Genomic DNA, 25788 nt, shown 5'->3' with positions numbered 1-25788 from the left:
TTAACAATTGGGAAAGGAGTTCGATCCCACTGGATTTTTGCGGCGCACTCGATGAACGATCTTTCCTGTTTGGAAACCCTTTCGGTTTGCGAACGGTATACGGGTTTGGTGTCCAATGCGCCCGACAAGGAGCGGAAGGGGATGCGCCTCCATGAGCAATCTGGTGTGGATCGTGACCGCTTCCGCATCGCTATGGTGCATCATCATCCTGCTGGTATGCCTTGGCCGGCATATCTTCGTGGGCTGATCTGCGATCCTGCACTACAAGCGGCGTCGAACGCGCTGTATGGTGGGACGATCCACCAGCCGAAGGCGACTCACCCATGTCGAATGCCATTTCCACGACCAACGCCAGCGGTCGCCCTTCGCGCCCCTTCGCATGGTTCATGCTGGCGGTTCTCCTGCCGTTGCTGGGGGCTTGCGGCGTCAACAACGTCCCGACCTACGAGGAGCAGGCAAAGGCCGCGTGGGCCGAAGTGCAGAACCAGTATCAGCGCCGGGCGGACCTGATCCCCAACCTGGTGGAGACGGTGCGCGGCTTCGCGGCGCAGGAGCGCGAGGTTCTGACGGCGGTGGTGGAAGCGCGGGCCAAGGCCACGCAAACCACAATCAACGCCGACCAGCTGACCGACCCGGCCGCCGTCGAGCGGTTCCAGGCCGCGCAAAACGAATTGTCCGGAGCGCTGTCGCGCCTGCTGGTGACCGTGGAGCGCTACCCCGACCTCAAGTCCAACCAGAATTTCCTGGCCCTGCAGAGCCAGCTCGAGGGTACCGAAAACCGCATCGCGGTGGCACGGCGCGACTATATCGAGCGGGTTCGCGTTTACAACACCGAACTGCGCACCATTCCCGGCCGCTGGATCGCAGGCATCCTCTACCCCGAGGCCAGGCCGATGCAGGCATTCGAGGCCACGGAAGGCGCGGCCACCCCGCCCAGCGTCGACTTCGGCGCCAACTGAGCGCGCCGGCATGGCAAGCTCGATCGACACCGCCGGGCGGCTCGCCCGATCATGGGCGGCAATCCTGGCCATGGTGCTGGCGCTCTTGTCCACACAGGCGTTCGGGCAGGATTTTCCCGTTCTCAGCGGGCGGGTCGTCGATACGGCCGGCATGATGACGCGTGCGCAGGCCGAGGCACTGCAGGCGCGGCTTGCCGCCCACGAGGCGTCGTCTTCCGACCAGATCGTCGTTGCGACGGTGCCGAACCTGCAGGGCTACGAGATCGCGGACTTCGCAAACCGGCTGGCGCGGCACTGGGGCATCGGCCGCGAAGGCGAGAATAACGGCGTCGTGCTGCTTGTCGCGCGTGACGAGCGCCAGGTGCGCATCGAGGTGGGCTACGGGCTGGAAGGGACGCTGACCGACGCCCTGTCGCGCATCGTCATCGAAAACGATATCCTGCCCCGCTTCCGCAGCGGAGACTTTGCCGGCGGAATCGATGCCGGCGCCGACGCCATCGTCGCGATCCTGTCCGGCAACGCCGATGAAGTGCGTGCGCGCGCCGAGCGCAATGCCGGCTGGAACGGCGCGGGCGTCGACGACTGGATCAGCCTTGCGGTCGTGCTGTTCGTCATGGCCACGGCTTTCGGCCCGCTGGCGCTGATGTTGCTTGCGCGGGTCTTCGGCAAGAAGCTGCCGGGCGGACGCCGCAGGTTCATGGGAATGGAGTTCGGCGGGCGATCCGGCCGGCGACGGCGCGGCACGGCGGGATATTGGGGCGGCGGCATGGCCGGCGGCGGCTGGGGCGGCGGATCGTCCGGCGGTGGCGGCTTTTCCGGCGGGGGCGGCTCCTTCGGAGGCGGTGGCGCCTCCGGAAGCTGGTAGACAGGAGAGAACCCCATGCCGCTGCGTTTCACGAAACAGGATCACGACCGCGTGGCCGCTGCCATCGCCCGCGCCGAAAACGGCACGAGTGGCGAGATCTATGCCGTCTTCGCCCGCGCAAGCGCCGATGTGACGCCGATTTCCTATGCGGTGGCGATGGCGCTCTGCATCCTCTGCGGCTTTCTCGCGGCGCTCGTGGCGGCTTTGGCCGGACATGCCGTGGCGGCGGTGGACCTTGCCTTCGGGCAGGTGGTCGGAGCAAGTCTCCTGCTGGCCCTGCTGCGTTACCTGCCGCGCATGCGCCGCCTGTTCGTGCCGGGCTTCCTTGCCCGGATGGCGGCGGCCCGCGTCGCACGGGAGCAGTTCCTGGCCCACAATCTCCAATCCACGGCACGGCGCACCGGCGTGCTCCTGTTCCTGTCGGAGGCGGAGCATTATGCCGAGGTCATCGCCGATGACGGCATCGCCGCGCAAGTGCCGCCGGAAGCATGGACAGGCATCGTCGATACGCTCGTCCGCGCGGGCCGCGACGACAGCCTGGCCGATGGTTTCGTGGAGGCGATCGCGGCGGCCGGCGCATTGCTGGCGCAGCATTTCCCGCAGGACGATGCCGGCCTGAACGAGATTCCGGATCGGTTGGTGGAAATCTGAACTGGGGTGGAAGCTTTTACCGGGGCTGCGGTATTGGCGATTGACGGCGGCTGCCACAGGTTCGATACAACCGCACAATTTGCAACTCGGAGTCGCATCATGAGCGAGCGTATTGCCGATATCGGCGTTCTGGGCCTCGGAACGATGGGGGCCAACCTGGCGCTCAACATGGCCGAGAACGGGTTCAAGGTCGCCGTCAACAACCGTACCGTCGAGAAGGGCTATGCCCTGCGCGACGAGAACGGCGAAATCGGCCAGAATATCGTTCCGACCGATTCGATGGAGGATTTCCTGTCCAGGCTGAAGGCGCCGCGCCTGGTCCTGTTCATGGTGCCGGCCGGCCCCATCGTGGACGAGGAGATGCAGCGCATCCTGCCGCTGCTGTCGCCCGGCGACATCATCATCGATGCCGGCAATGCCGATTTCAACGATACGGTGCGCCGCTCGAAGCTGGTGGCGGAAACGCCGTTCCACTTTGTCGGAATGGGCGTTTCCGGCGGCGAACTCGGCGCGCGGCACGGCCCCTCGATGATGGTGGGCGGCGCCCGCGAAACCTATGCGTCGCTGCGGCCGATCCTCGAACCGATCTCGGCCAAGTACGAAGGCGAGCCCTGCGTTGCCTGGCTCGGGCCGGACGGCGCCGGCCACTTCGTCAAGACCATCCACAACGGCATCGAATATGCCGACATGCAGATGATCGCCGAGATCTACGGCATCCTGCGCGACGGCCTGGGGCTTGCGCCAGGCGAGATGGCCGACATTTTCGCCGATTGGAACACGCGTGGCCTGTCTTCCTATCTCATAGAGATCACGGCGGTGACGCTGGCCGAAAAGGATTCCGACACCGGCCGGCCGATGGTGGACGTGATCCTGGACGAGGCGGGGCAGAAGGGCACGGGCCGCTGGTCGGTCATCGAAGCGCAGAAGCTGGGCGTCGGCGCCACCACCATCGAGGCCGCCGTGTCGGCGCGCAGCGTTTCCTCCCGTAAGGCCGAGCGCAAGCTGACGGAAAGCCTCTATTCCTCCGTCACCTCCGCCAAGGCACAGTTCCACGGCGACAGGGACGGGCTGAGCGAGTTGGAAGCCGCGCTGGAGACAGCCAAGATCATCGCCTACGCCCAAGGCTTCGCGGTGTTGACGGCGGCGTCCGCCGAGCATTCCTGGAACCTGCCGTTGGGCGAGATCGCCCGCATCTGGCGTGCCGGCTGCATCATCCGCTCGCAGTTCCTGGACGACATAACCAAGGCGTACGAGGGCGCGGAGCCTCCGGCCAACCTGTTGCATGCGCCGGAATTCGTAAGCCGGGTCAGCGCCGGTGAAGGCGCGTTGCGCCATGTCGTGGCAAAGGCGGCTATGGCCGGCATCGCCGTTCCGGCGCTCGCGGCTGCCCTGTCCTATTTCGACGATTACCGGCGGGCGCGCGGCACGACCAACCTGACGCAGGCCCAGCGCGACCTGTTCGGCGCACACACGTTCCATCGTGTCGACAAGGATGGGGTCTTCCACCATCAATGGCCGGCAGTCTGAACCATCGTTTTCGAATGTCTTGGGGCCGCCTTGGCGGCCCTTTCTCCTACCGGCCCGAGAAGATCGCAGCCTTCTCCGTCGCGTCCAGCGGCCGATAGGCGCCGGGCGCCAGATCGTGAGGCAAGGCAAGGTTGCCGAGCCTGTCGCGATGCAGTTCCTCGACATGGTTGCCGATGGCGGCAAACATGCGGCGCACCTGATGGTATCGACCCTCGCCAACGGTCAGGAACGCCTCGCGATCGCCGATCGCTTCCAGCGTCGCCGGCATGAGGGGCTTGTCCTCGCCCTCGAGCAGCAAGGTGCCGGCTGCGAAGATTTCGCCTTCGTCGCCCCGCAGCGGGCGCGCCAGCACGGCACGATACCTTTTGTCCACATGGCTGCGCGGCGCGATGACCTTGTGCAGGAAAGCGCCGTCATCCGTGAGCAGGAGCAGGCCGGAGGTCTCCTTGTCCAGCCGCCCCACGGTCGACAGGGCCGGATCACGCCGGCGCCACCGCGTGGGCAGGAGATCGTAGACGAGCGGCCCGGCTTCCTTGTGCGAGCAGGTGACGCCCAGGGGCTTGTGCATCATCAGGACGACGCCGGGCAGCGGATCCAGCCGCTCGCCATCCACGATGAGTCGGCCTTCCAGGTCGGGCGTCAGGGCGATGCGCGTGTCGGCCGCCGGGAACGGCGCGCCGTCCATCAGGATACGGCCGTTCCTGGCCAGCATCTGGATTTCGCGGCGCGAGCCGTAGCCGAGATTGGCCAGCAGCTTGTCCAGCCGGGCGGTGGGCGCCTTGCCGCTCATGCAACGGCCTCGACGATCTTGTAGCCGCCTTTGTCGGCGCGCGCCTCCACGCGGCGGAACGCAGCTGCCAGGACGGCTTCGTAGGGCAGGTGCCGGTTGGCGACCAGCCAGAAGGTGCCGCCCTTGCGCAGGGCGCGCCGCGCGGCGCGGATGAAGTCCTGCCCCAGTTCGCGGCTTTCGGCGCCCTCGGCATGGAATGGAGGATTGCTGACGACGAAGTCCAGCGGGCCGAGCGGCTGCGTCAACGCATCCGCCCACAGGAAGGACGCGCGCGCGTCGGTGACGTTGCGCCGCGCACAGTCCACCGCACGCCTGTCGATGTCCACGAGGGCCAGGCTTTCGACCTGTTCCGACCGCAGGGCATGCCGGCTCAGGATGCCGATGCCGCAACCGAGATCGGCTCCCTTGCCCATCAGCGGCGGCAAGACCTCCATCAACAGGCGGCTGCCGGGGTCGAGCCTGTCCCACGAGAAGACGCCGGGCTGCGACCAGAGATCGAGTTCCGGCAAGATACGCGGAGCGCCTTCGTCCATTGCGGCTTTCAGCTCAAGTTCGCCGGCCGGCCGTTCGAGGGTACAGATGCGGTGACGCCGCCGGAAGCTTTCTTCCGGACTGCAGCCGAAGGCTTCCAGCTCTCCGGCAAGGCGGGCGCCGCCCTTGTCCTTCGGTGCCAGCGCCATAAGCCGGCCACCCGGCGCAAGTGCGCGCAGCCCATGCGCCAGGACATAGCGCCGCTCCAGCGAGCCGGGAGGCGCCAGCATGACGAGGGATGCGAGGCCGCCATCCGCAACGGCCTCCAGCGGCGTCGAGCCCGGCACGAAGGGCGAAAGCTGGATGCGCGATACGGGCGCTTCGTCCATGACGAGGTCGGGCGGCGGCGCACCGTAACGCGCATCGATGGGAGCTTCTGTCATATTGGTCACACCTGCCCTATAAGCCAGCCTGGAGGGGCGGGGAAGCCCCCAATCTCGAACCGGGGAGGGACCGGACGTGAGCGTGGACGCGAAGATCAGATCGATCACGCCGCCAGAGCTGATCGCCCGCAAGGGCGGCGAGAAGATCGCCTGCCTGACGGCCTATACGACGCCGATGGCACGGCTTGCCGACCGGCATTGCGATCTCATCCTGGTGGGCGACAGCCTCGGCATGGTCGTGCACGGCCTGCCCAACACGCTGGGCGTGACGCTGGACATGATGATCCTGCACGGCAAGGCCGTGATGCGGGGTGCCGGGCGCGCGCTGGTGGTGGTTGACCTTCCCTTCGGCTGCTACGAAGCCGGGGCGCAGCAAGCCTTCGAGGCGTCGGCCCGCGTGATGGCCGAGACGGGATGCGCGGCTGTCAAGCTGGAGGGGGGCGTCGAGATGGCCGAGACGGTCGCCTTTCTGACGGCGCGGGGCATTCCCGTGTGCGCCCATGTCGGGCTGGTGCCGCAACGGGTGCAGAGCTTCGGCGGCTACAAGGTGCAGGGGCGCGGCGCGGCCCGCGACAGGATCATGGCAGATGCCGTCGCGATGGCCGAGGCCGGTGCTTTCGCCGTGGTGCTGGAAAAGGTGGTGGAGCCCCTGGCGCGCGAGATCACGCAATGCCTCGCGGTGCCGACCATCGGCATCGGCGCATCGCCGGCCTGCGACGGCCAGATCCTCGTTCTCGACGACATACTCGGCGTCTTCACCGATTTTCAGCCGAAATTCGTGCGTCGCTACGCCGAACTCGGCGCGGCCGCCGAGGACGCCATCGCCGCCTATGTCCGCGACGTGCGGGAAGGGCGGTTTCCGGCTGCCGAACATACGTTCGGCGAAAGCACGGGCGCACGCTGATGGCCGGCATCGCAATCGTCCGCGACCGGCGTGCGCTGCGCGCCGCGATACACGACTGGAAGCAGGCCGGGCTGACGGTCGGCGTGGTGCCCACGATGGGCGCCTTGCACGAGGGCCATTTGAGCCTCGCGCGCCGGGCCCTGGCCGAGACCGACAGGGTCGTCGTGACGCTGTTCGTCAACCCCCGCCAATTCAACAATCCGGCCGATCTTGCTGCCTATCCGCGTACGGAGCAGGCGGATGCGGCCATGCTGGAGCCGCTCGGGGTGCACGTTCTCTATGTGCCGGACGGGACGGACATGTATCCCGAAGGCTTCGCCACGACGGTATCGGTCGCCGGGGTCAGCGAAGGCCTTTGCGGCGAGTTCCGCCCCGGCCATTTCGACGGCGTGGCGACGGTCGTCGCCAAGCTCCTGACCCGGACGGCGGCCGACCGCGCCTTCTTCGGCGAAAAGGATTTCCAGCAGCTGATGGTCGTGCGCCGCATGGCGTCGGACCTCGATCTGCCGACCCGGATCGTCGCCTGCGGAACGGTTCGCGAGGAAGACGGGCTCGCCATGTCCAGTCGGAACCGGCGCCTGTCCGCAGAGGAGCGCATCATCGCCAAGGCACTGCCGGACGCGCTTTTTGCGGCGGCGGGCGCCATCGGCGCCGGCGGGGACGTGGCTGGCGCGCTTGCGCAGGCCCGAAGGGCGGTCTTGGCCGGCGGCTTTCGTGCCGTGGAATATCTGGAACTGCGGGATGAAGCCAGCCTTGCGCCGGTGGACCGGCTGGGCGATGTGCCGGCCCGCATCCTGGCCGCGGCGTGGCTGGGCGACGTCCGGCTGATCGACAATGTCGAGGTAACGCCGCGGGACGCAGGCGGATCACCCACCGAAGACGCGGCGGCATGGGGCAGGCCGGTCACGACGGTCTGATCTTACGCTTACGTAAATTACCTTTTCGACGGCGCGTTTAGGCTGTATCGATGAAGGCGTCGGAAACTGGGAGGTACCGAAACCTATGAACAAGCCGTGGCTACAGTACTATCCGGAGGGCGTGCCGGCCGAGTTGCCCGAACTGCCATTTGCCTCGCTGGTCGATCTTCTGGAAGATTCGTTCAAGCGGTACGCGGATCGCCCCGTCTTCAAGTTCATGGGTCGCTCGATAAGCTATCGCGACATGGACGTCGCCTCGCGCAACTTCGCCGCGTACCTGCAGGCCAAGGGCCTCAAGCGCGGCGACCGCGTGGCCCTGATGATGCCGAATGTCCTGCAATATCCGGTCGCCGTCGCCGGTGTGCTGCGCGCCGGCATGGTGGTGGTGAACACCAATCCGCTGTACACGCCGCGCGAGCTCCAGCATCAACTGAGCGATTCCGGCGCGCGCGCCATCGTGATCCTGGAGAATATGGCGACGACCCTGCAGAAATGCCGGTCGGACGTCCCGGTCGAGCATGTGGTCGTCGCATCCGTGGGCGACATGCTGCCCATGCTGAAGGGCACGATCGTCAACTTCGTGCTGCGCCGGGTCAAGAAGATGGTGCCGGCCTACGACCTGCCCGGTGCCGAGCGCTGGAACCAGGCGATCGCCATGGGCGCGGCGTCGACGTTCGAGCGTGTCGTTCCGAAGGCCGACGACCTGGCGGCCCTGCAATATACAGGCGGCACGACGGGCGTTTCCAAGGGGTGCATCCTGTCGCACCGCAACCTCGTCTCCAACGTTATCCAGTCGGAGCTGTGGCACGAGCCGGGCGTGCGCAACGTGCCCGCCGGCGAGCAGACGAACACGATCTGCGCGCTGCCCCTGTATCATATCTTCGGCTTCACGGTGAACATGATGCTGTCGATGCGGCAAGGCGGCTGCAACATCCTCATCATCAACCCGCGCGACATCCCTGCCGTCATCAAGGAGTTGAAGGCGCAGCCCTTCCACCTGTTCCCGGCGGTCAACACGCTGTTCGGCGCCATCGCCCGCCACCCGGACGCTAGGAGCGTGGACTGGTCGGCGCTGCGCATCTCGGTCGGCGGCGGCATGGCGGTGCAGGGTGCGACCGCCGATCTCTGGAAGCAGGTGACGGGCTGCACGATCTGCCAGGGCTACGGCCTGTCGGAGACGGCCCCTGTCGCCTGCTGCAATATCGTGACGGAGACGGAGTATACCGGCACGATCGGCTATCCTCTGCCGTCCACCGACTGCCGTATCGTCGACGACGAAGGCAACCCGCTGCCGGTCGGCGAGCGCGGCGAGCTTGCCATCAAGGGGCCGCAGGTCACGGCGGGTTACTGGAACCGCCCGGACGACACGAAGAAGTCCTTCACCGCCGACGGTTACTTCCTGACCGGCGATATCGGCGTGATGGACGAGACGGGCGCGACGAAGATCGTGGACCGCAAGAAGGACATGATCAACGTGTCCGGCTTCAACGTCTACCCGAACGAGGTCGAGGACGTGGTGACGCGCATGCCCGGCGTCGTCGAGGCAGCGGCTATCGGCATGGAAGACGATAATTCGGGCGAGGCGGTCAAGCTCTTCGTGGTGAAGAGCGATTCGTCCGTCACCGAAGAATCGGTCAAGGCTTTCTGCCGCGACAATCTGACGGGCTATAAGCGACCCAAGGTGGTGGAGTTCCGCGACGAACTGCCCAAGACGAATGTCGGCAAGGTGCTTCGGCGCGAGCTTCGCAACTAGGCGCCCCATGGCACGGCGGCTGCGCACCTGCTTGTGCGGGCCGCCGCTCCATGTCTTAATTCGGCGTCAGGTTTCAGCGGCTGCGGGGGCTCTTCGCGGCGCGGGAAAGTTTTTTCCCCGACTGGGCGATTCGGCCTTTTCATTCATCAAAGTGTCGCTTATATCCGCATCACCGCAGCGCAAAAGCGCTTGCATCGGTGACGCGGGGTGGAGCAGCCCGGTAGCTCGTCAGGCTCATAACCTGAAGGTCGCAGGTTCAAATCCTGCCCCCGCAACCATCTTTACTTGCGACCCCGTAGCCCCCGCTGCGGGGTTTTTGCTTTGCGTGGAAATCGTAAGGATTCCAGCGAGATCGCCCTGAACGGCGATCTCCACCTTGCCGTCGACCGGCGTCAGCTCGATCTGATCCACGAGCGAGCGCAGCGTGTCGGCGGCCTCGATCCGCTTCCCCTCGTCTTCGTCCTGCAGGGCGTCGTAAAGCTGTTGGACCCGCTTGCGGTATTGCAGTGCCATGCTCGGGTGCAGCAGGGGTGGCGGCTCGTCGGCTTCGGCCAGGAACAGTTCAAGTTCCTTCTTGCGTTTCTCAATCGCCACCATCTTCGCGTTGAGCGCGTCAGCGGCCCCACCCTTCAGTATCAAATTGAGGAGGGTCTCGAGTTCCCGATCGATCTTCGCAATCTCCGCCTCGGCCGACGCGATCTCGGCGCGGCCCTCCATGCGCAGCCGGTTCATCTCCTGCGTGAAGACCTCGCAGAAATGGGTGAAGAGCTCCGGATCGACGAGTTTGGTACGCAGTGCGTTCAGCACACGCGCTTCCAACTCGTCGCGGCGGATGTTGACCCGGTTGTCGCAGGTCCCCTTGTTGCGCGCCGTCGCACATCCGATCAGCGTCGCCGAGATCGCGGAATAGCCGCCACCACAGCAGGAACATTTGGTCAATCCCGAGAAGAGGTATTTGGGGCGGCGGCGGGTATTGATCCGGGAGAGATCGGCCTCGCCGTTTTCCTTCCGGGCGATCTTGTTCTTCTCCTGCCGCGCCTTCACGGCGTTCCAGAGATCGTCATCGAGGATGCGCAGCTCCGGCGTTTCCTGGATGACCCATTCCTCTTCCGGGTTGGGGCGGGCCTGCCGCTTGCCGGTGTTCGGATCCTTGACGAAGCGCTGCCGGTTCCAGACGATCTTGCCGATATACATCTCATTGTTGAGGATGCCATTGCCCCGTTTCGGGTTGCCGTTGATCGTGCTGAACCCCCAATCGCCGCCTGACGGAGCGGGAATGCCTTCCTTGTTCAGGGCGAAGGCGATGGTCTTGGCCGACTTGCCGGCGGCGTAGTCGCGCAAGATGCGGCGGACCACCTCGGCCTGGAACTCGTTGATGGTGCGATCGCCGCGGATCGGCTCGCCGTTCGCATCGAGTTTCTTGACCACATCGTAGCCATAGGCATTGCCACCACCCGATTTGCCCGCCTCGACGCGGCCGCGCTGCCCGCGGCGGGTCTTGTCGGCCAGATCCTTCAGGAACAGCGCATTCATCGTGCCCTTGAGACCGACATGCAGATGCGTCACCTCGCCTTCCGACAGGGTGAACATCTTCACGTCGGCATAGGACATGCGCTTGAAGATGCCCGCGATGTCTTCCTGATCGCGGGAGAGGCGGTCCATCGCTTCGGCCAGGATCAGGTCGAAACGGCCGCCCATTGCGTCGGCCATGAGCGCCTGAATGCCTGGGCGGATCAGCGAGGCGCCGGAGATCGCGTGGTCCGAATACTCCTCGACGATATGCCAGCCCTGCTTCTCGGCATGGAGACGGCACATACGGAACTGGTCGGCGATGGAGGCGTCGCGTTGATTGTCGGAAGAATAGCGGGCGTAGATCGCGACTTTCAAAACCTGGCTCCCGTCCGTATCAGGAGGAGCGCTTCCTCCTTTGCCGTGACATCTTCACTTCCTCTGCATAGCACTCCTGCGCCGCCTGCCTCGCCAGGATGCCGACCAGACGCAGAAGGCGAGGGTCGGGATTGCCACGCGGCGTAAACGTCAGCTCCGGCGCGTCCAGCAGCAAGGATTCGAGCAGCGCTTCGCGCTCTCCTCCTGTCATCTTTGCCGGGTTTCCTGGGGCTCGCAAGGTCATAGCTTGCAGCATTCGCCCCGAGGGAAGCATAAGCAACGGAAATTGAAGGCGAATATTCGGCGGCGATTGGCGCGGGCAATCGTGCCATGGCGTGGCCAAGCGCAGCCGGGCGTGCCTTTGCGTAGCAAAATAACCTATCGGAATCCCTCGCTGACCCGGTCATCATTGGCCTCGTCGCCTCTCCTCGTGAGGTCATTGACTGTTGACGCAACCCTAGCGTATTGTAATTCGCGATACAAGGCGCTATATACCGACCAAGGAGATTCGCCATGGCCACGACCGCCGAACGCAAGGAATATCCGATCTCGATGCGCCTGCCCGAGGCGGATGTCGCAATGATCGATCGCGCAGCGAGCCTGCGCGGCCGCTCGCGCACCGATTTCGTGCGCGACGCCGCAGTGCGCGCGGCCGAGGAGGTCGTCATGGAGCAGGGGCTGATCCGGATGAGTCCAGAGGGCTTCGCTGAGTTCATGGATGTGCTGGCGCGTCCGGCCGCTCCCGTTCCGGAGATGGTCGAAGTTCTGAAACGGCCCGCGCCGTGGGAGCCCGGCTACGTGGCGAAGCGGTAAGCCATTGCAACTGTCAGGCCCCGAACCGCTTACCGCCGCTCACGATGTGTCTGATTTCTCCTGTGGCAAGCCCACGCTTGACCACTGGCTGAAGACGCGCGCCCTCTCCAATCAGCAGAAGGGCTTCACCGCCGTCCTTGTCGTGCACGAGGCCGGACGCGTGGTCGGTTACTATGGCCTGGCGCCGACCGCCGTTGTGCCATCGGTGCTGCCGCGTTCGATCCGGACGGGGCAGCCACCCAATCCGGTCCCGTGCATGCTACTCGGCCAGCTCGCGACCGATACGGGTTGGGCAGGGCTGGGCATCGGGACCGGTCTTGTGAAGCACGCCCTCCAGCGCTGCGTTCAGGCCGCTTCGCTGATCGGCGGACGGGCCTTGTTGGTCAATGCCGTCGATGGTGAAGCCGCCGAATTCTGGAGGCGGCGCGGCTTTGAGCCGTCCAGGGATGATCCCCTGGTTCTGCTCCGATCGATCAACGACATCGCGGCCTCGGTCGGTGAGGCTGGAGGTTGAATGCTTGGCTGGCCTCACCCCAGCGATCCGCCCGTTCACTCAGATTGCAGTAGACCAGATCTGCCCATGCAAATTCGTCTCCCCCCATTGTCCACATTCCGCTGGCAGATGTTCGTGCTTTCCCTCGCTCTATCTTGGGCGGTCGGCGGCCTGCCGGAACCTGCCCAGGCTCAGCCTCGGCCGCAGATTGCGAAGTGCGTTCCCGGTCAGGCGCGCACCGCTGACGAATATTGTCTCGTCGACGGTGACACGATCTGGATTGACGGGGAAAAGCTGCGCATGGAGGGATATGACACCCCGGAACCGCAAACCCACATCTGCGGTGGCGAGGCCGAAGTCGCGCTGGCACACCGAGCCAGCGACCGGGTGATCGAGCTGCTGAACTCGCATAACTGGACTGTCGAATATGGAGAGCGGGATAACACCGGCACGCGGACGCTCGTGACGATCAGAATCGGTGGTCGCGACATCGGCGACATCCTGATCGAAGAAGGGCTGGCTCGCTCCTGGCCTGACGGCGATGAATGGTGGTGCAGCCGGTAGGTGCGGCAATGCGAACCGCGCGTGGAGCGGCGAGGTGAGATGCCAGTTATGCTGACAATGCGCCTTGTTGCTGCGTACGCGCAGTTTCCAACCTCGCAGGTGCAACATCCGGAGGCACGCACGGAACATCAGCCATTCGGCGCGTCACCTCCGAAGTTGATGGCTACGGTAAGAAGCTACATGTTCGTGGTTGCTTTCTTCAGTCATCAGGGCCTGATAACAAATATTTATGATTGAAGACTGGCTGAACATCGAGGAGGCGGAGCACGGCGAAACAAAGCGCCTCTTTGTGCTTGGCGAGAGAGGTGGCGGTAGAGTCGCAGTCCAGGCGGACCTCATGGAGCGTGTCCGCGCTCACTACGACGATCCGCGGCACATTGCCGACGACATTGCCGAGCTGGGATTCCCCGGCGCTGCTGCCATTCTTCGCGAGCGCTTGCCGACCGACGCCAGAACGCGGTCCGGCGAAGTAGGCGAGATATTGGCTACGGAGTTTGTGGAGCACCAGACTGGATTCCGGATCCCCGTTCGCCGCCTGCGCTACAAGGACGGTCGCGAAATGGCCCTGCGCGGCGATGATTTCCTCGGCATCGAGGAGGTAGATGGACGCCTTGCCTATCTGAAGGGCGAGGCCAAGAGCGGTCAGGCGATGGCCGCAGGTGTGATAAACGCCGCTCGTGCCCGGCTCAATGACGACGATGGCCGTCCCACGCCGATCTCCCTACTGTTTGTAGCCGATAGGTTGCTGGAGGGGAGCGAAGAAGACGAGGCGCTAGGTCGCCAAATCCGCAATGCTGTCGGCAGAGGCACGATTCGGGCGCGTGATGTCACGCATGGACTGTTCACGTTAACCGGCAACGACCGGCGCGCCGACCTCGAAGCCGATCTTGCAGGTGCTGGCGGTGACCACGGCCATATCTCGGTGAACCTCCGCATAAACGACCACCAGGAGTTCATCGCCTGGATTTATGAAGAGGCCGAGAGCCTTGGAAACGATTGAGGAGCTTCAGGAATTTATCGAAGTGATGGCGCAGCCGACGGTACGCGGTCGGCTTCAAGCACGGGGTGACGCGCGGGCGATCATTAGGAGGGCCGGCCAACTTCCCGAGGGTGCTCCGGCTTTCGCGGTGAGTCTCGACACCGATTTGTCCGAGTATGGATTCTCTTTGCTCCGTGCATCGCTCGCCCTGCGGGAGCGGGGCGAGGGCGACCCAGCAATATGGCGCGAGGGCTTTCTCAAGGCTGGCAATGCCTTCGAGGCCCTTGTCCGCAACGGGTCACCGGAACTCTCCCAGCGTGGCTTCTGGCGTGTGATGGGCGCGGCCTCGTACCATCTCGCGGGGTACGCAGCGATGGCGTTCTCGCTGATGTCTCAGGCCGAAGAAGAAGCGAATCTTGCGCCCGCAGAACGCGTGATCGTACGGCTACTCCTTAGTGATCTCGGGACTCTGCGTGACGAGGCGCGATCCTGGCTGCGCAATCCTGAATACGGCGACGATGCTCTCCAAGCTGCTCTCGAGGTCGGCGATCAGGAGATCGACGACATCTTGTCGATCATGCTGACTACGGCGGTCTTCAGAGCTTTCGCGTTCTTCGAATTCGCGTTGCTCACCGGCGATACCGCTATGCACGACGGAGCGCTATCAATACTCCGGCGCGCTCTGAGAGTGGCCAGCAATGTCGGTGCGGTATCCCATTGGTGGATCATCCGCGTAGCCCGAAATTTAATTGACGATCTCTGGGGCAATAGCCTCCACCATGTGCTGCCTCAAATCGGGCCAGCCGGCACGGATGGTTATGCCGCGCTGCGGGAGATGTTTCTTGCGTCGCTTTATCCGCGCAAGACGGCCGAGGTTGAGCTCTGGCCTTCGCAGATCGGCGCGGCGCGCCGCGCAACCGATTTGACTGATGATCTCGTGGTGGCTCTGCCGACGAGTGCTGGAAAGACCCGCGTCGCGGAAATCTGCACCCTCATGTCGCTCAGTGCAGAGAAGCGGGTGTTGCTCGTGACGCCGCTGCGGGCACTGTCGGCGCAGACCGAGCGGTCCTTTCGCAAGACGTTCGGTCCTCTCGGATTTTCGGTGTCCTCGCTCTACGGTGCGAGCGGCGCAATGCCGGGAGACCAGGACGCACTGCGCTCGCACGACATCGTTATTGCGACGCCGGAAAAGCTGGACTTCGCGCTAAGAAGCAATCCGCAATTGCTGGATGATATCGGATTGATCGTTCTGGATGAGGGACATCTGATAGGGCCGAGCGAGCGCGAGCTCCGCTACGAAATTCTCGTGCAAAGGCTTCTGCGCCGCGCGGACGCGGTCGACCGGCGTATCGTCTGCCTGTCGGCGATCCTGCCCGATGGCGAACAACTCGAAGATCTGACGGCGTGGGTGCGTAGCGATGCCGAGGGCGAAGCGGTGAAATCAAGCTGGCGGCCGACCCGTCAGCGTTTCGGAACGCTGGCGTGGGGCGGACAGGGAGCGCGCCTGACATTCGATCTTGATGATGACGGACCCTTCATCCAGAACTTTGTCACGGAGCAGCCTCCCATCGCTCCGCGTCGAACGCCGTTTCCCAGAGACAATCCCGAGTTGACCATTGCTGCGGCATGGCAGTTTGCCGATGAGGGCAAGCGCACATTGGTATTCTGTACGCAGCGGGATCATGTCGAGAGCTACGCAACGCGCATTGTCGACCTCGCCCGGCGTGGCTTCATCGCTCCACTTCTTGCTGACGAAGGCGCAATAGAGAGGGCGAAATCGGTTGGGGCTGAATGGCTAGGTGCAGAGCATCCGGCCGTCCGCTGCCTTGAACTGGGCGTGGCCATTCATCACGCGCGTTTACCTAACCCTTTCCTTCGCGAGGTCGAACGCCTGCTAAACGAAGGCGTTCTAACTGTGACTATCGCATCGCCGACCCTCGCCCAGGGGCTTAATCTCAACGCAGCGGTCCTGCTTGTGCCGACCCTGTATCGCGCGGGAACTCCCCTCACCGGCGAGGAATTTGCGAACGTCGCGGGGCGCGCCGGACGCGCCTTCGTCGATCTCGAAGGGCTTGTGATCCACGTAATGTTCGAACCGCTGCGTTGGCGCAGGCAGGCATGGCGCGAGCTTGTGAACGCATCAAGGGCCCGGACGCTTGAGAGCGGGCTTATTCAGATCGCCAGCGAAATTCTCAATCGTCTGGCGCGCAGCGGGACGCTAAGTCGAGACGACGCCTTTGAGTATCTCGCCAACAACCGAGATGCCTGGAACATCCATGTCGACGAGGAAGACGACGAGCCTTTCGAGCTTCTGCTAGAGAAACTCGATCACGCGATCCTTGGTCTTGTCGAAGCGCTGGATGCTGATGATGCGGACTTGCCGCGGCTCATCGACGAGTCGCTGAACGGTTCGCTTTGGGCGCGGCAGCTTGCCCGCCGTGGCGATGACCTGCGTGAGCGCCAGCTTGAATTGTTCAGGGCGCGCTCGGGGCTGATCTGGTCGCAGACGAACGCCGATCAAAGGCGCGGTCATTTTGCGATGGGTGTTGGGCTTGAGTCCGGATTGACACTCGACGCGATGGCCGACGAGCTCGCCGTGTTGCTCGACCAAGCCGACGAGGCAGCGTTGCCCGGCGATAGCGAGGTGCTCGTTGCATCGCTTACCACGCTTGCGGAGCGCTTACTCGCTATCCGCCCCTTTGTTCCTGACGATCCTCTGCCGGGCAATTGGCGCGAGATCCTGGCCGCGTGGGTTTCCGGAACGCCAGTGCACGAGATCGGGCCGGACAACATGCGTTTCATCGAGGACGTATTTACGTATCGGCTCGTCTGGGCGCTGGAGGCACTTCGTACCCGAAGGGTTGCGCTTGGCTGGCAACCCGAGATCATTGCCGGCACAGCCGCTGCCTGTCTTGAGGCCGGGCTGCCGCGCTACACGATGGCGATGCTTGTGCGCGCCGGACTTCCTTCAAGAGCCGCGGCCCTCGCCGCAATTAATGATCAGGATCCGATTTTCATCGATAACGATGGTCTCGTTGTCTGGCTCGAAACCAATGAAGTTGTCGCGATGACAGATGCCGGAGACTGGCCAACGCCAGCGACCAACGACATTTGGAAAGCATTCAGGGCCGAGATGCTGAACCGCATCAGCCAGCGTTGGACCTCGCGCGACTGGCGTATAAATATCGAACCGGCGACGCGGCAGATCGTTCCGGTTCCGGCCAGTCCATATCGGGTCGAGGTCGACGAAACAGACAATGCCGTGTGGGTTCTTACGCCTGACTTCAAAGTGGTAGCCATGCTTGGGCAAAGTATGGTTGACGCCGCTCCAAGTGTGCTGACTGCTCGCTTTGATGAAGGCAGCCCTCAGGCGATCATTCGCCGGCATGGTCGCTCCCACGCGTCTTGGTCTGAGCCCTAAGCGCGCGAATGCTTCAAGGATTACGGAGGGCCGCTTTGGGAAATCGCGCTGCGGCTATCACCTCAGCCGTCCCACCGACAGTCCGTACGATCGGCTAGCTGGGCCTTCCCGCGAGGCGCTCGTCGATGACCGGCTCGTCCCAGTGGCGCGCAACATCGAGCCACTTGTCGATCAACGCCTGAAACTGCGGCTCGGCGAAGCAGGTCTGGAACGTGTAGAGCCGATTGACCACCTGGCGCATCAGGTCGCGCATCTCGTCATCGTCGAACCTCGACACGGTTCTCCAGGGAATGCGATTGCCGTCGGCGTCGATGACGAAGACATCGGAATAGTCGCCGGTCTTCGTGACCGGGACCGGGCCGGCATGCAGGTCCTCCAGCATGCTGTTGCGGACGCAGATCATCGCCATCGCCTTGGCGAGCGTCGCCGCTAACTGTTCTTCTTCCTTCCGGCCCATGTTCGTCCTCCGGATCATTGTCAGATGCCCGGCAACATGCCATCGGCGGCTGTATTGGCTGGCGTTTCCAGGATCACCAACCGATCATCGGGCAGCGGCCGCTGCAGCGTCTTGGCTTCGTTCCAGTCGGCGGTCAGCCAGGTCTCGACTTCTTCGTGGCTCGTCAGAATGACGGGCATGGCCTTCGGATGGATCGGCTTCACCACGCCATTGGCCTCGGTCGTCAGGAAGGCGAACAGTTGATGATCGCCCGGACGCGGGGTCCGGTTCGAGCCGCGGGTTCCGCGCCACGGCGTCCAGATTCCCGCGAAGAAGAACAGGGGCTGGGTCTCATCGAGGGCGAACCAGTGCAGCGGTTTGCGCTTCGTGACTGGATCGGGCTTTTGCCCATATTCGGAAAAGGCGGTGGCCGGGACCACGCAGCGATTCTCGAGCCCGAGCCATTTGCGCCAGTGAGGGCTGGCCGTGTTGCGGATATTGGTGACGCCGGTGTCCGGCGCGTCGCGGGATTTCAGATATTCGACGGGCGTGGGCATACCCCAGGTCAATGAGGCCAGTTCCCGCCCGCCGTCGGTGTTGCGCACCACCGGCGCCGGCCGGTCGGGATAGACGTCCATCGACGGTTCGAGATTGCCGATACTGTCATGGGTGGCTGCCACGAAATCCCGGATCGCCTGCTGATTGGTCGTAATGCGATAGAGATTGCACATCGCCCCGCCACTCTCCTTGCGAATACTTTACGTCACCATAGGGCATTGCACCCCGTCGATCACTTCCGGGATGGCCGAGATTGACTCTCGACCTGTAAGAGAACAAATAAAGAACATAGCAACGGAATCGACCAGTGCAAAGCCCCGGAGACGCCATCCTCATATGCCCAGCCGTGCCGACAGCCCAGCCATTGCCGACCTTCGGGCGCGCATCGCGCGGCTCGAAGGCGATGGCGCGCATCCGCACGAGGTGCTGCCCTTCGGGATCGCGCCGCTGGATCGCAAGCTGCCCGGTGGCGGGCTGGCGCTCGGATGCCTCCATGAAGTCGCCGGAGGCGGCAACGGGGCGGTGGATGGCGCGGCTGCGGCCTGTTTCACGGCCGGGATCGCCGCCCGCACCACCGGGCAGGTGCTCTGGTGCGTGGCGCTACAGGATCTCTTCGCACCGGGGCTGGAGCAGGCCGGACTGCCGCCCGGCCGGGTGATCTTCGTCGAAGCCGGAGACGACAAGGCCGTTCTGGCCTGTATGGAGGAAGGGCTGCGGCATGGCGGGCTGGGGGCGGTCGTGGGCGACGTCGCGCGCCTGCCGATGACCGCCTCGCGGCGGCTGCATCTGGCCGCGAAAGGCTCGGCGACGATCTGCATCGCGTTGCGCCGCTGGCGGCGACAGGCGGAGGCCAGCGATTTCGGGCAGCCGACGGCGGCGATGACCCGCTGGCGGATCTCGGCGCTGCCGTCCTCGTCCCTTCCAGTTCCCGGCGTCGGGCGGCCGCGCTGGCTGGTCGAGCTGATCCGGGCGCGGGCGGGCGAATGTCTCGATATCGAACTGGAGGCGTGCGATGGCTCGGGTCATCTCTGTCTTCCTGCCGAACTGGCCGACAGACCGGTTGCGGCGGAAGGCGGGCGACGCAGCGCCGCCCGGTGAGGCGCCGCTGGTCATCGCCGGAAGGGAGAAGAACCGCCGGGTGGTGACGGCGGCCGATCCGGCCGCGCGGGCGCTCGGCCTGCGCGCCGGAATGCCTGTCACCAAGGCCCAGGCGATGGTGCCCGGCCTCCACATCGAGCCCGCCGACCCGCGGGCCGACCTGGACAGCCTCGAACGCCTCGCGCTCTGGGTGCTGCAACGCTTCTCACCTATCGCCGCCGCCGACGCGCCGGACGGGATCGTCATCGACGCGACCGGCGCCGACCATCTGCATGGCGGTGAGGCGGCCATGCTGGAGGCGCTGACCGGGCGGCTTGTCATGTCCGGCGTCACCGCCCGCGCAGCCATCGCCGATAGCTGGGGCGCGGCCCATGCGCTGGCGCGCTACGCGGCCGATCCGCTGTTTGTCACTCCTCCCGGCGAAACCATCCCAGGACTCGCACCGCTGCCGCTGCAAGCCCTGCGCCTGCCACCCGCGATCGCGGCGGGGCTGAACGACCTCGGCTTTGTCCGCATCGGCGACCTGATCGGGCAGCCGCGCGCGCCTCTGACCCGGCGCTTCGGCCCGGAGCTCTGCCGGCGTCTCGATCAGGCCCTGGGCGAGATCGCCGAACCCATCGAACCGATCCGGCCCGAGGAGCTGGTCTCGGTTCGCCGCGTCTTCGCAGAGCCCATCGGCGCCGCCGAGACCATCGCGCGCTATATTCGCAAGCTGGTCATGGCGCTCTGCGAGGCGCTCGAGGGGCGGGGTCTTGGCGCGCGCCGTCTCGACCTGCTCTGCCACCGGGTCGACAACCGGATCGAGACGGTGCGCATCGGCCTGGCCATGCCGGTGCGGGATTCCGCGCGCCTGACCCGGCTTCTCTGCGACAGGATCGAGACCATCGCGCCGGGCTTCGGCATCGAGATCATGTCGCTGACCGCCACCCTTGCCGAACCCCTGCCTTTGCGGCAGGCGGCCAGCAGCCTGATCGAGGAGGGCGCGCCGGATCTGTCCGGCCTGATCGACACGCTGGCCAATCGGGTCGGCGCGCGGGCGGTCTATCGTTTCGCGCCGGTGGCGAGCGATGTGCCCGAGCGCTCGGTCCGTCGTCTGCCGGCACTCGCCGAGGATACGGGTGCGGGCTGGCCCGACCATTGGCCGCGCCCTTCGCGGCTGCTCTCCCGGCCGGAGCCGATCGAGACCATGGCGCTCCTGCCGGACCATCCGCCGAACTGGTTCTCCTGGAAGGGCGTGCGTCGCCGGGTCCGACGGGCCGACGGACCGGAGCGCATCTTCGGGGAATGGTGGAAGCGCGATGCCGAGCTGATCGCGGTGCGGGACTATTTCCGGGTCGAGGACGATGCCGGCGAACGCTTCTGGATCTTCCGCTCCGGCGATGGCGAGGATGCCGCCACCGGCTCGCATCGCTGGTTCCTGCACGGGATTTTCGGATGAGCGCGCCCGCCTACGCCGAATTGCAGGTGACGTCGAATTTCTCCTTCCTGCGCGGAGCCTCCGCGGCCGAGGAGCTGCTCGCTGCCGCCGCGGCGATGGGGATCGAGGCCATGGCCGTGACCGATCGCAACACGCTGGCCGGTATCGTGCGCGCCCATGAGGCGGCGAAGGAGGCGGGCGTGCGGCTGATCGTCGGCTGCCGCCTCGATCTCGTCTGCGGCATGTCGGCGCTGGTCTATCCGACCGACCGGGCGGCCTGGTCGCGGCTCTGCCGACTCCTGTCGCTGGGCAAGGGGCGGGCGGGCAAGGCGCGCTGTCATCTCGAATGGGACGATCTCACCGCCTATGGCGAAGGGCTGATCGCGGTCCTCGTGCCGGACCTTGCCGACGAGACCTGCGGTTTGCGCCTGAGGCGCCTGCGCGACTCTTTCGGCGATCGCGCCTATCTCGGCCTGACGCTGCGGCGGCGGCCCAATGACCAGATGCGCCTCTGGGAGCTGTCGACGCTCGCCGCGCGGATCGGCGTGCCCACCGTGGTGACCAATGACGTGCTCTTCCACGAACCCGGCCGCCGCATCCTGCAGGATGTCGTCACCGCGATCCGCCACAATGTCACCGTCGATGCGCTCGGCGCCCGGCGCGAGCGCCATGCCGACCGCTATCTGAAGCCGCCCGCCGAAATGCACCGGCTCTTCGCGCGCTGGCCCGAGGCTTTGGCCCGGACGCGTGAGATCGCGGATCGCTGCCGCTTCTCGCTCGACGAGCTGCGCTATCAATATCCCGAAGAGCGCGACGACCAGGCGCTGACCCCGCAGGAAACCCTGGAGCGGCTGACCTGGGAGGGCGCCGCACACCGCTATCCCGAGGGCGTGCCCGAGGAGGTGACCGCCGCGCTGGAGCATGAGCTGGCCCTGATCGGCAAGCTCGATTACGCGCCCTACTTCCTCACGGTGAACAGCATCGTCCGCTTCGCCCGGTCGCGCGGCATCCTCTGCCAGGGGCGCGGATCGGCGGCGAACTCGGCCGTCTGCTATGTGCTCGGCATCACCGCGATCGATCCCGGCCGCAACGATCTCCTGTTCGAGCGCTTCGTCTCCGAGGAGCGCCGCGAGCCGCCCGATATCGACGTGGATTTCGAGCATGAGCGGCGCGAGGAGGTGATCCAGTGGGTCTATGAGCATTACGGCCGCGAGCGCGCCGCTCTGACCGCCACCGTCATCCGCTATCGCTCCAAGGGCGCGCTGCGGGACGTGGGCAAGGCCCTGGGGCTTCCCGAAGACCTGATCCAGACGCTGTCCGGCCAGCTCTGGGGCGGGTCCGAGGCTGGTGTCACCGAGCAGCAGCTCCGCGATCTCAACCTCAATCCGGAGGATCGCCGGTTGCGCCTGACGCTCGAACTGGCCGCCCAGCTTCGCGGCGCGCCGCGGCATCTGTCGCAGCATCCGGGCGGTTTCGTGCTGACCCATGACCGGCTCGACGATCTCGTGCCCATCGAGCCCGCGGCGATGGAGGGGCGCCAGATCATCGAATGGGACAAGGACGATATCGACGCGCTGCGCTTCATGAAGGTCGATGTCCTGGCGCTCGGCATGCTGAGTTGCATGCGCCGGGGGCTGGACCTGTTGGCCGAGCACAAGGATATCCACCTCGATCTGGCGTCGATCCCGGCCGAGGATCCGCGCACCTATGCGATGATCCGCAAAGCCGATACGCTCGGCACCTTCCAGATCGAGAGCCGGGCGCAGATGTCGATGCTGCCGCGCTTGAAACCCCGGACCTATTACGACCTGGTGGTGCAGGTCGCGATCGTGCGGCCGGGGCCGATCCAGGGCGATATGGTTCATCCCTATCTGCGCCGGCGCGAGGGCCTGGAAGAGGTCGATTATCCCCGGCCCGAGCTGGAGAAGGTGCTGGGAAAGACGCTCGGCGTGCCGCTGTTCCAGGAACAGGCGATGCGCGTCGCCATCGAATGCGCGGGCTTTACCGCGGGCGAGGCCGATCTCCTGCGCAAGAGCATGGCGACCTTCAAACATACCGGCGGCGTCTCGAAGTTCCGCGACCGGCTGATCTCGGGGATGATCGCGCGCGGATATGAGGAGCCGTTCGCGGCCCGGACCTTCCAGCAGCTCGAAGGCTTCGGCTCCTATGGTTTTCCCGAAAGCCATGCGGCGAGCTTCGCGCTGATCGCTTATGCCTCGGCCTGGCTCAAATGCTGGCACCCGGATGTCTTCTGCGCCGCGCTCCTCAACGCCCAGCCCATGGGCTTTTATGCGCCGGCCCAGATCGTGCGCGACGCCCGCGAGCATGGGGTGGAGGTCCGCCCGGTCTGCATCAATGCCTCCCGCTGGGATTGCACGCTGGAGCCGACCGGCGACGAAAGCCGTCTCGCGGTCCGTCTTGGACTGCGAATGGTCAAGGGCCTCGCCAATGCCCATGCCGCCGCCATCGTGGCGGCGCGGGGCGATGAGAATTTCACCTCGATCGCCGATCTCTGGCGGCGGGCCGGCGTTCCCGTCGCGGCGCTCGATCAGATCGCCGCGGCCGATGGATTCCGTCCGGCTTTCGGCCTCGCCCGGCGCGAGGCGCAATGGGCCATCAAGGGGCTGCGCGACGAGGAACTGCCGCTCTTCGCCGCCGCCTCGGACCGTGAGGGGCGGACCGTTCCGGAACTCGACGAGCCTGCGATCGCGCTGAGAGCGATGCCCGCCGGTCGCGAGGTGGTCGAGGATTACGGGCATATCGGCCTGTCGCTGCGCCGCCATCCGGTCTCCTTCCTGCGCGAGGACCTGGCGAAGCGCCGGATCGTCAGCTGCGCCGAGGCGATGGCGGCGCGCGACCGGCGCTGGCTGGAGGCGGCAGGGATCGTCCTGGTGCGCCAACGCCCCGGCTCGGCTAATGGCGTCATGTTCGTCACGCTCGAGGACGAGACCGGCATCGCCAATCTCGTCGTGTGGCAAAAGGTCTTCGAGCGCTATCGGCGGGTCATTCTCTCATCGAGCATGATCGCCGTGAGGGGCCGCGTTCAGCGCGAGGGCGAGGTCGTGCATCTTGTCGCCCATCGGATCGTCGATCTGTCGCGGGATCTGGCGAGTGTCGGGCAGCGCGAGGCGGCTGCGGCCGAGAAGCAGGGGCCGGTGGCCGGCGGCATCAGGGTGAAGGCGCGGGATTTCCGGTAAAGCCGGTGGCTTTGACAGAAGGCGGTATCGGTTCGAACCAAGGAATCGGCTTGCCTCTCGGGGATCACAGATCTTCTGGCCCGATCGACCATTCTGCGATTTCTCTATCGATCAATCGCCATTGTTCTGCAAGGTCGGCAAGGTCGGCGGTGTCTACAACAGGATGATCGAGGCCCTCGAATTGGTCACCGAGATATGTGGCGAGGCCCGCACCGCCTTCGTTGGCGAACCACACTCCGACCAGATCCGCGATTTCCTTCAACTGCCTGAGAGTCTTTTCAGCATCGCGAATGTCGAAATCACCAAGCTCCCTGTCCTGCCGACTTTGCTTGTTCCCGGCATGGGCAACATGCGAGTTAACGTGCTCGGCAATTCGATCAAGGCGGGCAAGCCGAGTTTCGATCTTCTCGAAGACCGTGTCCGAGATCAGATTGCTCGGGTTACGCTCTGACGCAGAAACGCCGCTCAAAACATCGAAATGCCGATGCGCGGCCTCACTTTTCATGAGCTCTGGATCGCCCCACACCGGACGCCCCTTCGCGGCGACGAGGTGGTCATGTTGTTCTTGATGCAGGCGATCGAGATCGTATTGCGCGTCAAGCACTTTCTCGACGTAGATTCTCCTGGTCAACCAGTTTTGGCTCGCTTTCACGTCGTTGACGACAGATCGGATCGAGTAAACTCCCTTGGGGCCTTTTATCGGGGCCTTATCGAGAAGTCGGCGAGTGCCGAGAAGCAGGCTTGACCAGTATCCCTCGGAAACGAGATTGAACATCATCTGGTTAAGCGGGGGTCTCGAGCCTCTCTTCTCATTTGCAAGACGGACGATCCGAACCGTCGTGCGAAAGGCGGCGTAGTTCCAGAGCAGATCCTGAATGGCTCTGTGGATGCCCGTTGTCTCGTCGCGAAAAGCATCCCGCCACGCGGCGATGTGCTGGTCATGCTGCGTCATTAGTTTTCCAAGCCTGAGCGCCAAACTCACCTCATCATACCGGGAGACGCCAACACCGGCGACGGCTATTCGCTTCTGATTCTTCCTTCGCGCGGGCTCGTTTTATTGTTCCCGCGAATAAACGCGCATCTTGCCGTGGGCCTGAAGGGGGAAGGCCTTCCCCCCTGGCCGGCACTATCGTTGCCGGCGCACCCCCTTCAGCGGGGAGACCCCCAGGCTGTGCTAAAACCCACCAATCGTGCGAGCGCAGCGAATGATTTTGCCCGCTCTATGGAATATGAGCGTTTGGCTGCTTAAGACCTCTTTGTCATCATCGGCTATGAGATCGCAAAATCCCGAAAGCTGCCGTTGAGCCGCTGCGGCTGACCGCTGCTTGGCCCTTATTGGTCCGCCTCGGAGGAACTATTCCGCACCCAAGTCGGACAGCCTCGGCATGTCAGCCTGCTCCTTCCCTTAATGCCTCTGCGATCAGCAGAGCAAGCTCCCCAGGCGGCTGGATACCGGAGATACGCTGATCGCATCCCCATGCCCATCCATCATCCCAACGTCGGATCGGTGAAGCTGGCTTGCACTTCACTCAATAGGTGATGCTAGTCAGAACCACGTAAAGGATCGTGGCGGCCAAGCCACCGACCATCAGTATCAGGAGCCAGAGGGACGGTTCCGTTCTTATTCGATCAAGATATCGCATCG

Annotated in this window: 22 protein-coding genes and 1 tRNA gene; 16 read left to right on the top strand and 7 right to left on the bottom strand. The window is 64.7% G+C overall.

The annotated features are described in order from the left end of the window. The first annotated feature begins 323 nt into the window (after positions 1-323). The 4 genes from NDN16_RS14490 to gndA all read left to right on the top strand — a co-directional run bounded on the left by NDN16_RS14490 (position 324) and on the right by gndA (position 4002). Positions 324-959: a LemA family protein gene (locus NDN16_RS14490; protein ID WP_435301106.1), complete on the top strand. Its 636-nt coding sequence runs from the start codon at positions 324-326 to the stop codon at positions 957-959. Between the two features lie 10 nt (positions 960-969). Next, complete coding sequence (locus tag NDN16_RS14485; protein ID WP_251114180.1) at positions 970-1824, top strand: TPM domain-containing protein; 855 nt, start codon at positions 970-972, stop codon at positions 1822-1824. A gap of 15 nt (positions 1825-1839) precedes the next feature. Beyond that, positions 1840-2475: a TPM domain-containing protein gene (locus tag NDN16_RS14480; RefSeq protein ID WP_251114179.1), complete on the top strand. Its 636-nt coding sequence runs from the start codon at positions 1840-1842 to the stop codon at positions 2473-2475. A gap of 99 nt (positions 2476-2574) precedes the next feature. Beyond that, the gene (gndA, locus tag NDN16_RS14475) at positions 2575-4002 is read left to right on the top strand and encodes an NADP-dependent phosphogluconate dehydrogenase (RefSeq protein WP_251114178.1); all 1428 of its coding nucleotides are present in this window, start codon (positions 2575-2577) and stop codon (positions 4000-4002) included. 46 nt (positions 4003-4048) lie between these two features. Here gndA and NDN16_RS14470 read toward each other — a convergent pair whose 3' ends face one another. Further along, on the bottom strand, positions 4049-4792 hold the full coding sequence (locus tag NDN16_RS14470; RefSeq protein WP_251114177.1) for a pseudouridine synthase: 744 nt from the start codon (positions 4790-4792) through the stop codon (positions 4049-4051). Continuing rightward, positions 4789-5706, bottom strand: a complete 918-nt coding sequence (locus NDN16_RS14465) for a class I SAM-dependent methyltransferase (RefSeq protein WP_251114176.1) — start codon at positions 5704-5706, stop codon at positions 4789-4791. The genes NDN16_RS14470 and NDN16_RS14465 overlap by 4 nt, the downstream gene beginning before the upstream one ends. Before the next feature lie 76 nt (positions 5707-5782). Between NDN16_RS14465 and panB the strand changes: the two genes are divergently transcribed. The 4 genes from panB to NDN16_RS14445 all read left to right on the top strand — a co-directional run bounded on the left by panB (position 5783) and on the right by NDN16_RS14445 (position 9558). After that, on the top strand, positions 5783-6610 hold the full coding sequence (gene panB / locus NDN16_RS14460) for a 3-methyl-2-oxobutanoate hydroxymethyltransferase (protein WP_251114175.1): 828 nt from the start codon (positions 5783-5785) through the stop codon (positions 6608-6610). After that, positions 6610-7527: a pantoate--beta-alanine ligase gene (gene panC / locus NDN16_RS14455; protein WP_251114174.1), complete on the top strand. Its 918-nt coding sequence runs from the start codon at positions 6610-6612 to the stop codon at positions 7525-7527. Before panB ends, panC begins: the two co-directional genes overlap by 1 nt. Before the next feature lie 85 nt (positions 7528-7612). After that, the gene (locus NDN16_RS14450) at positions 7613-9280 is read left to right on the top strand and encodes a long-chain-fatty-acid--CoA ligase (RefSeq protein ID WP_251114173.1); all 1668 of its coding nucleotides are present in this window, start codon (positions 7613-7615) and stop codon (positions 9278-9280) included. A 201-nt stretch (positions 9281-9481) separates the two neighbouring features. Next, a tRNA-Met gene (locus NDN16_RS14445) sits at positions 9482-9558 on the top strand. Here NDN16_RS14445 and NDN16_RS14440 read toward each other — a convergent pair. After that, positions 9515-11167, bottom strand: coding sequence for a recombinase family protein (locus NDN16_RS14440; RefSeq protein ID WP_192391282.1), 1653 nt, complete (start codon positions 11165-11167; stop codon positions 9515-9517). The genes NDN16_RS14445 and NDN16_RS14440 overlap by 44 nt on opposite strands. A gap of 19 nt (positions 11168-11186) precedes the next feature. Further along, positions 11187-11378, bottom strand: a complete 192-nt coding sequence (locus NDN16_RS14435; RefSeq protein ID WP_120443149.1) for a hypothetical protein — start codon at positions 11376-11378, stop codon at positions 11187-11189. A 302-nt stretch (positions 11379-11680) separates the two neighbouring features. Here NDN16_RS14435 and NDN16_RS14430 point away from each other — a divergent pair, with 302 nt between their 5' ends. The 5 genes from NDN16_RS14430 to NDN16_RS14410 all read left to right on the top strand — a co-directional run bounded on the left by NDN16_RS14430 (position 11681) and on the right by NDN16_RS14410 (position 17437). Then, on the top strand, positions 11681-11980 hold the full coding sequence (locus NDN16_RS14430; protein WP_039194720.1) for a DUF1778 domain-containing protein: 300 nt from the start codon (positions 11681-11683) through the stop codon (positions 11978-11980). Between the two features lie 4 nt (positions 11981-11984). After that, entirely contained in the window at positions 11985-12494 is a 510-nt protein-coding gene (locus tag NDN16_RS14425) for a GNAT family N-acetyltransferase (RefSeq protein WP_251114172.1), read from the top strand. A gap of 66 nt (positions 12495-12560) precedes the next feature. Next, positions 12561-13037 (top strand): thermonuclease family protein, encoded by a 477-nt coding sequence (locus NDN16_RS14420; protein WP_039194723.1) that lies wholly within the window; start codon positions 12561-12563, stop codon positions 13035-13037. 229 nt (positions 13038-13266) lie between these two features. Further along, positions 13267-14037 carry a Hachiman antiphage defense system protein HamA gene (locus NDN16_RS14415; protein ID WP_052194942.1) on the top strand — a complete coding sequence of 257 codons (771 nt, stop codon included), beginning with the start codon at positions 13267-13269 and terminating at the stop codon, positions 14035-14037. Further along, positions 14024-17437 (top strand): DEAD/DEAH box helicase, encoded by a 3414-nt coding sequence (locus tag NDN16_RS14410; protein ID WP_251114171.1) that lies wholly within the window; start codon positions 14024-14026, stop codon positions 17435-17437. The genes NDN16_RS14415 and NDN16_RS14410 overlap by 14 nt, the downstream gene beginning before the upstream one ends. A 94-nt stretch (positions 17438-17531) precedes the next feature. Here NDN16_RS14410 and NDN16_RS14405 read toward each other — a convergent pair whose 3' ends face one another. Next, positions 17532-17894 (bottom strand): hypothetical protein, encoded by a 363-nt coding sequence (locus NDN16_RS14405; RefSeq protein ID WP_039194905.1) that lies wholly within the window; start codon positions 17892-17894, stop codon positions 17532-17534. Between the two features lie 20 nt (positions 17895-17914). Beyond that, positions 17915-18604 (bottom strand): SOS response-associated peptidase, encoded by a 690-nt coding sequence (locus tag NDN16_RS14400; RefSeq protein ID WP_039194724.1) that lies wholly within the window; start codon positions 18602-18604, stop codon positions 17915-17917. A 163-nt stretch (positions 18605-18767) separates the two neighbouring features. Here NDN16_RS14400 and NDN16_RS14395 point away from each other — a divergent pair, with 163 nt between their 5' ends. Genes NDN16_RS14395 through NDN16_RS14385 form a run of 3 tightly spaced genes read left to right on the top strand, consistent with a single transcriptional unit; the run spans position 18768 to position 24143 of the window. Next, positions 18768-19529 carry an ImuA family protein gene (locus NDN16_RS14395; protein WP_039194725.1) on the top strand — a complete coding sequence of 254 codons (762 nt, stop codon included), beginning with the start codon at positions 18768-18770 and terminating at the stop codon, positions 19527-19529. Further along, complete coding sequence (locus tag NDN16_RS14390; RefSeq protein WP_039194726.1) at positions 19444-20967, top strand: Y-family DNA polymerase; 1524 nt, start codon at positions 19444-19446, stop codon at positions 20965-20967. The genes NDN16_RS14395 and NDN16_RS14390 overlap by 86 nt, the downstream gene beginning before the upstream one ends. Continuing rightward, the gene (locus NDN16_RS14385; RefSeq protein ID WP_039194727.1) at positions 20964-24143 is read left to right on the top strand and encodes an error-prone DNA polymerase; all 3180 of its coding nucleotides are present in this window, start codon (positions 20964-20966) and stop codon (positions 24141-24143) included. The genes NDN16_RS14390 and NDN16_RS14385 overlap by 4 nt, the downstream gene beginning before the upstream one ends. Before the next feature lie 64 nt (positions 24144-24207). Here NDN16_RS14385 and NDN16_RS14380 read toward each other — a convergent pair whose 3' ends face one another. Further along, positions 24208-25095 carry a hypothetical protein gene (locus tag NDN16_RS14380; RefSeq protein WP_199259163.1) on the bottom strand — a complete coding sequence of 296 codons (888 nt, stop codon included), beginning with the start codon at positions 25093-25095 and terminating at the stop codon, positions 24208-24210. Between the last annotated feature and the right edge of the window lie 693 nt (positions 25096-25788).

Origin of the sequence: Aureimonas altamirensis, assembly GCF_023702225.1 — a bacterium.
Taxonomy (GTDB): domain Bacteria; phylum Pseudomonadota; class Alphaproteobacteria; order Rhizobiales; family Rhizobiaceae; genus Aureimonas; species Aureimonas altamirensis_B.
Note: the sequence above shows the minus strand (reverse complement) of the source record. Positions and strands in the feature narration are given on the sequence as shown.

Coding starts and splice junctions, on each gene's coding strand:
- NDN16_RS14490 (WP_435301106.1), top strand. CDS start 324: ATGTCGAATGCCATTTCCACGACCAACGCCAGCGGTCGCCCTTCGCGC.
- NDN16_RS14485 (WP_251114180.1), top strand. CDS start 970: ATGGCAAGCTCGATCGACACCGCCGGGCGGCTCGCCCGATCATGGGCG.
- NDN16_RS14480 (WP_251114179.1), top strand. CDS start 1,840: ATGCCGCTGCGTTTCACGAAACAGGATCACGACCGCGTGGCCGCTGCC.
- gndA (WP_251114178.1), top strand. CDS start 2,575: ATGAGCGAGCGTATTGCCGATATCGGCGTTCTGGGCCTCGGAACGATG.
- NDN16_RS14470 (WP_251114177.1), bottom strand. CDS start 4,792: ATGAGCGGCAAGGCGCCCACCGCCCGGCTGGACAAGCTGCTGGCCAAT.
- NDN16_RS14465 (WP_251114176.1), bottom strand. CDS start 5,706: ATGACAGAAGCTCCCATCGATGCGCGTTACGGTGCGCCGCCGCCCGAC.
- panC (WP_251114174.1), top strand. CDS start 6,610: ATGGCCGGCATCGCAATCGTCCGCGACCGGCGTGCGCTGCGCGCCGCG.
- NDN16_RS14450 (WP_251114173.1), top strand. CDS start 7,613: ATGAACAAGCCGTGGCTACAGTACTATCCGGAGGGCGTGCCGGCCGAG.
- NDN16_RS14435 (WP_120443149.1), bottom strand. CDS start 11,378: ATGACAGGAGGAGAGCGCGAAGCGCTGCTCGAATCCTTGCTGCTGGAC.
- NDN16_RS14430 (WP_039194720.1), top strand. CDS start 11,681: ATGGCCACGACCGCCGAACGCAAGGAATATCCGATCTCGATGCGCCTG.
- NDN16_RS14420 (WP_039194723.1), top strand. CDS start 12,561: ATGCAAATTCGTCTCCCCCCATTGTCCACATTCCGCTGGCAGATGTTC.
- NDN16_RS14415 (WP_052194942.1), top strand. CDS start 13,267: ATGATTGAAGACTGGCTGAACATCGAGGAGGCGGAGCACGGCGAAACA.
- NDN16_RS14405 (WP_039194905.1), bottom strand. CDS start 17,894: ATGGGCCGGAAGGAAGAAGAACAGTTAGCGGCGACGCTCGCCAAGGCG.
- NDN16_RS14400 (WP_039194724.1), bottom strand. CDS start 18,604: ATGTGCAATCTCTATCGCATTACGACCAATCAGCAGGCGATCCGGGAT.
- NDN16_RS14395 (WP_039194725.1), top strand. CDS start 18,768: ATGCCCAGCCGTGCCGACAGCCCAGCCATTGCCGACCTTCGGGCGCGC.
- NDN16_RS14390 (WP_039194726.1), top strand. CDS start 19,444: ATGGCTCGGGTCATCTCTGTCTTCCTGCCGAACTGGCCGACAGACCGG.
- NDN16_RS14385 (WP_039194727.1), top strand. CDS start 20,964: ATGAGCGCGCCCGCCTACGCCGAATTGCAGGTGACGTCGAATTTCTCC.
- NDN16_RS14380 (WP_199259163.1), bottom strand. CDS start 25,095: ATGACGCAGCATGACCAGCACATCGCCGCGTGGCGGGATGCTTTTCGC.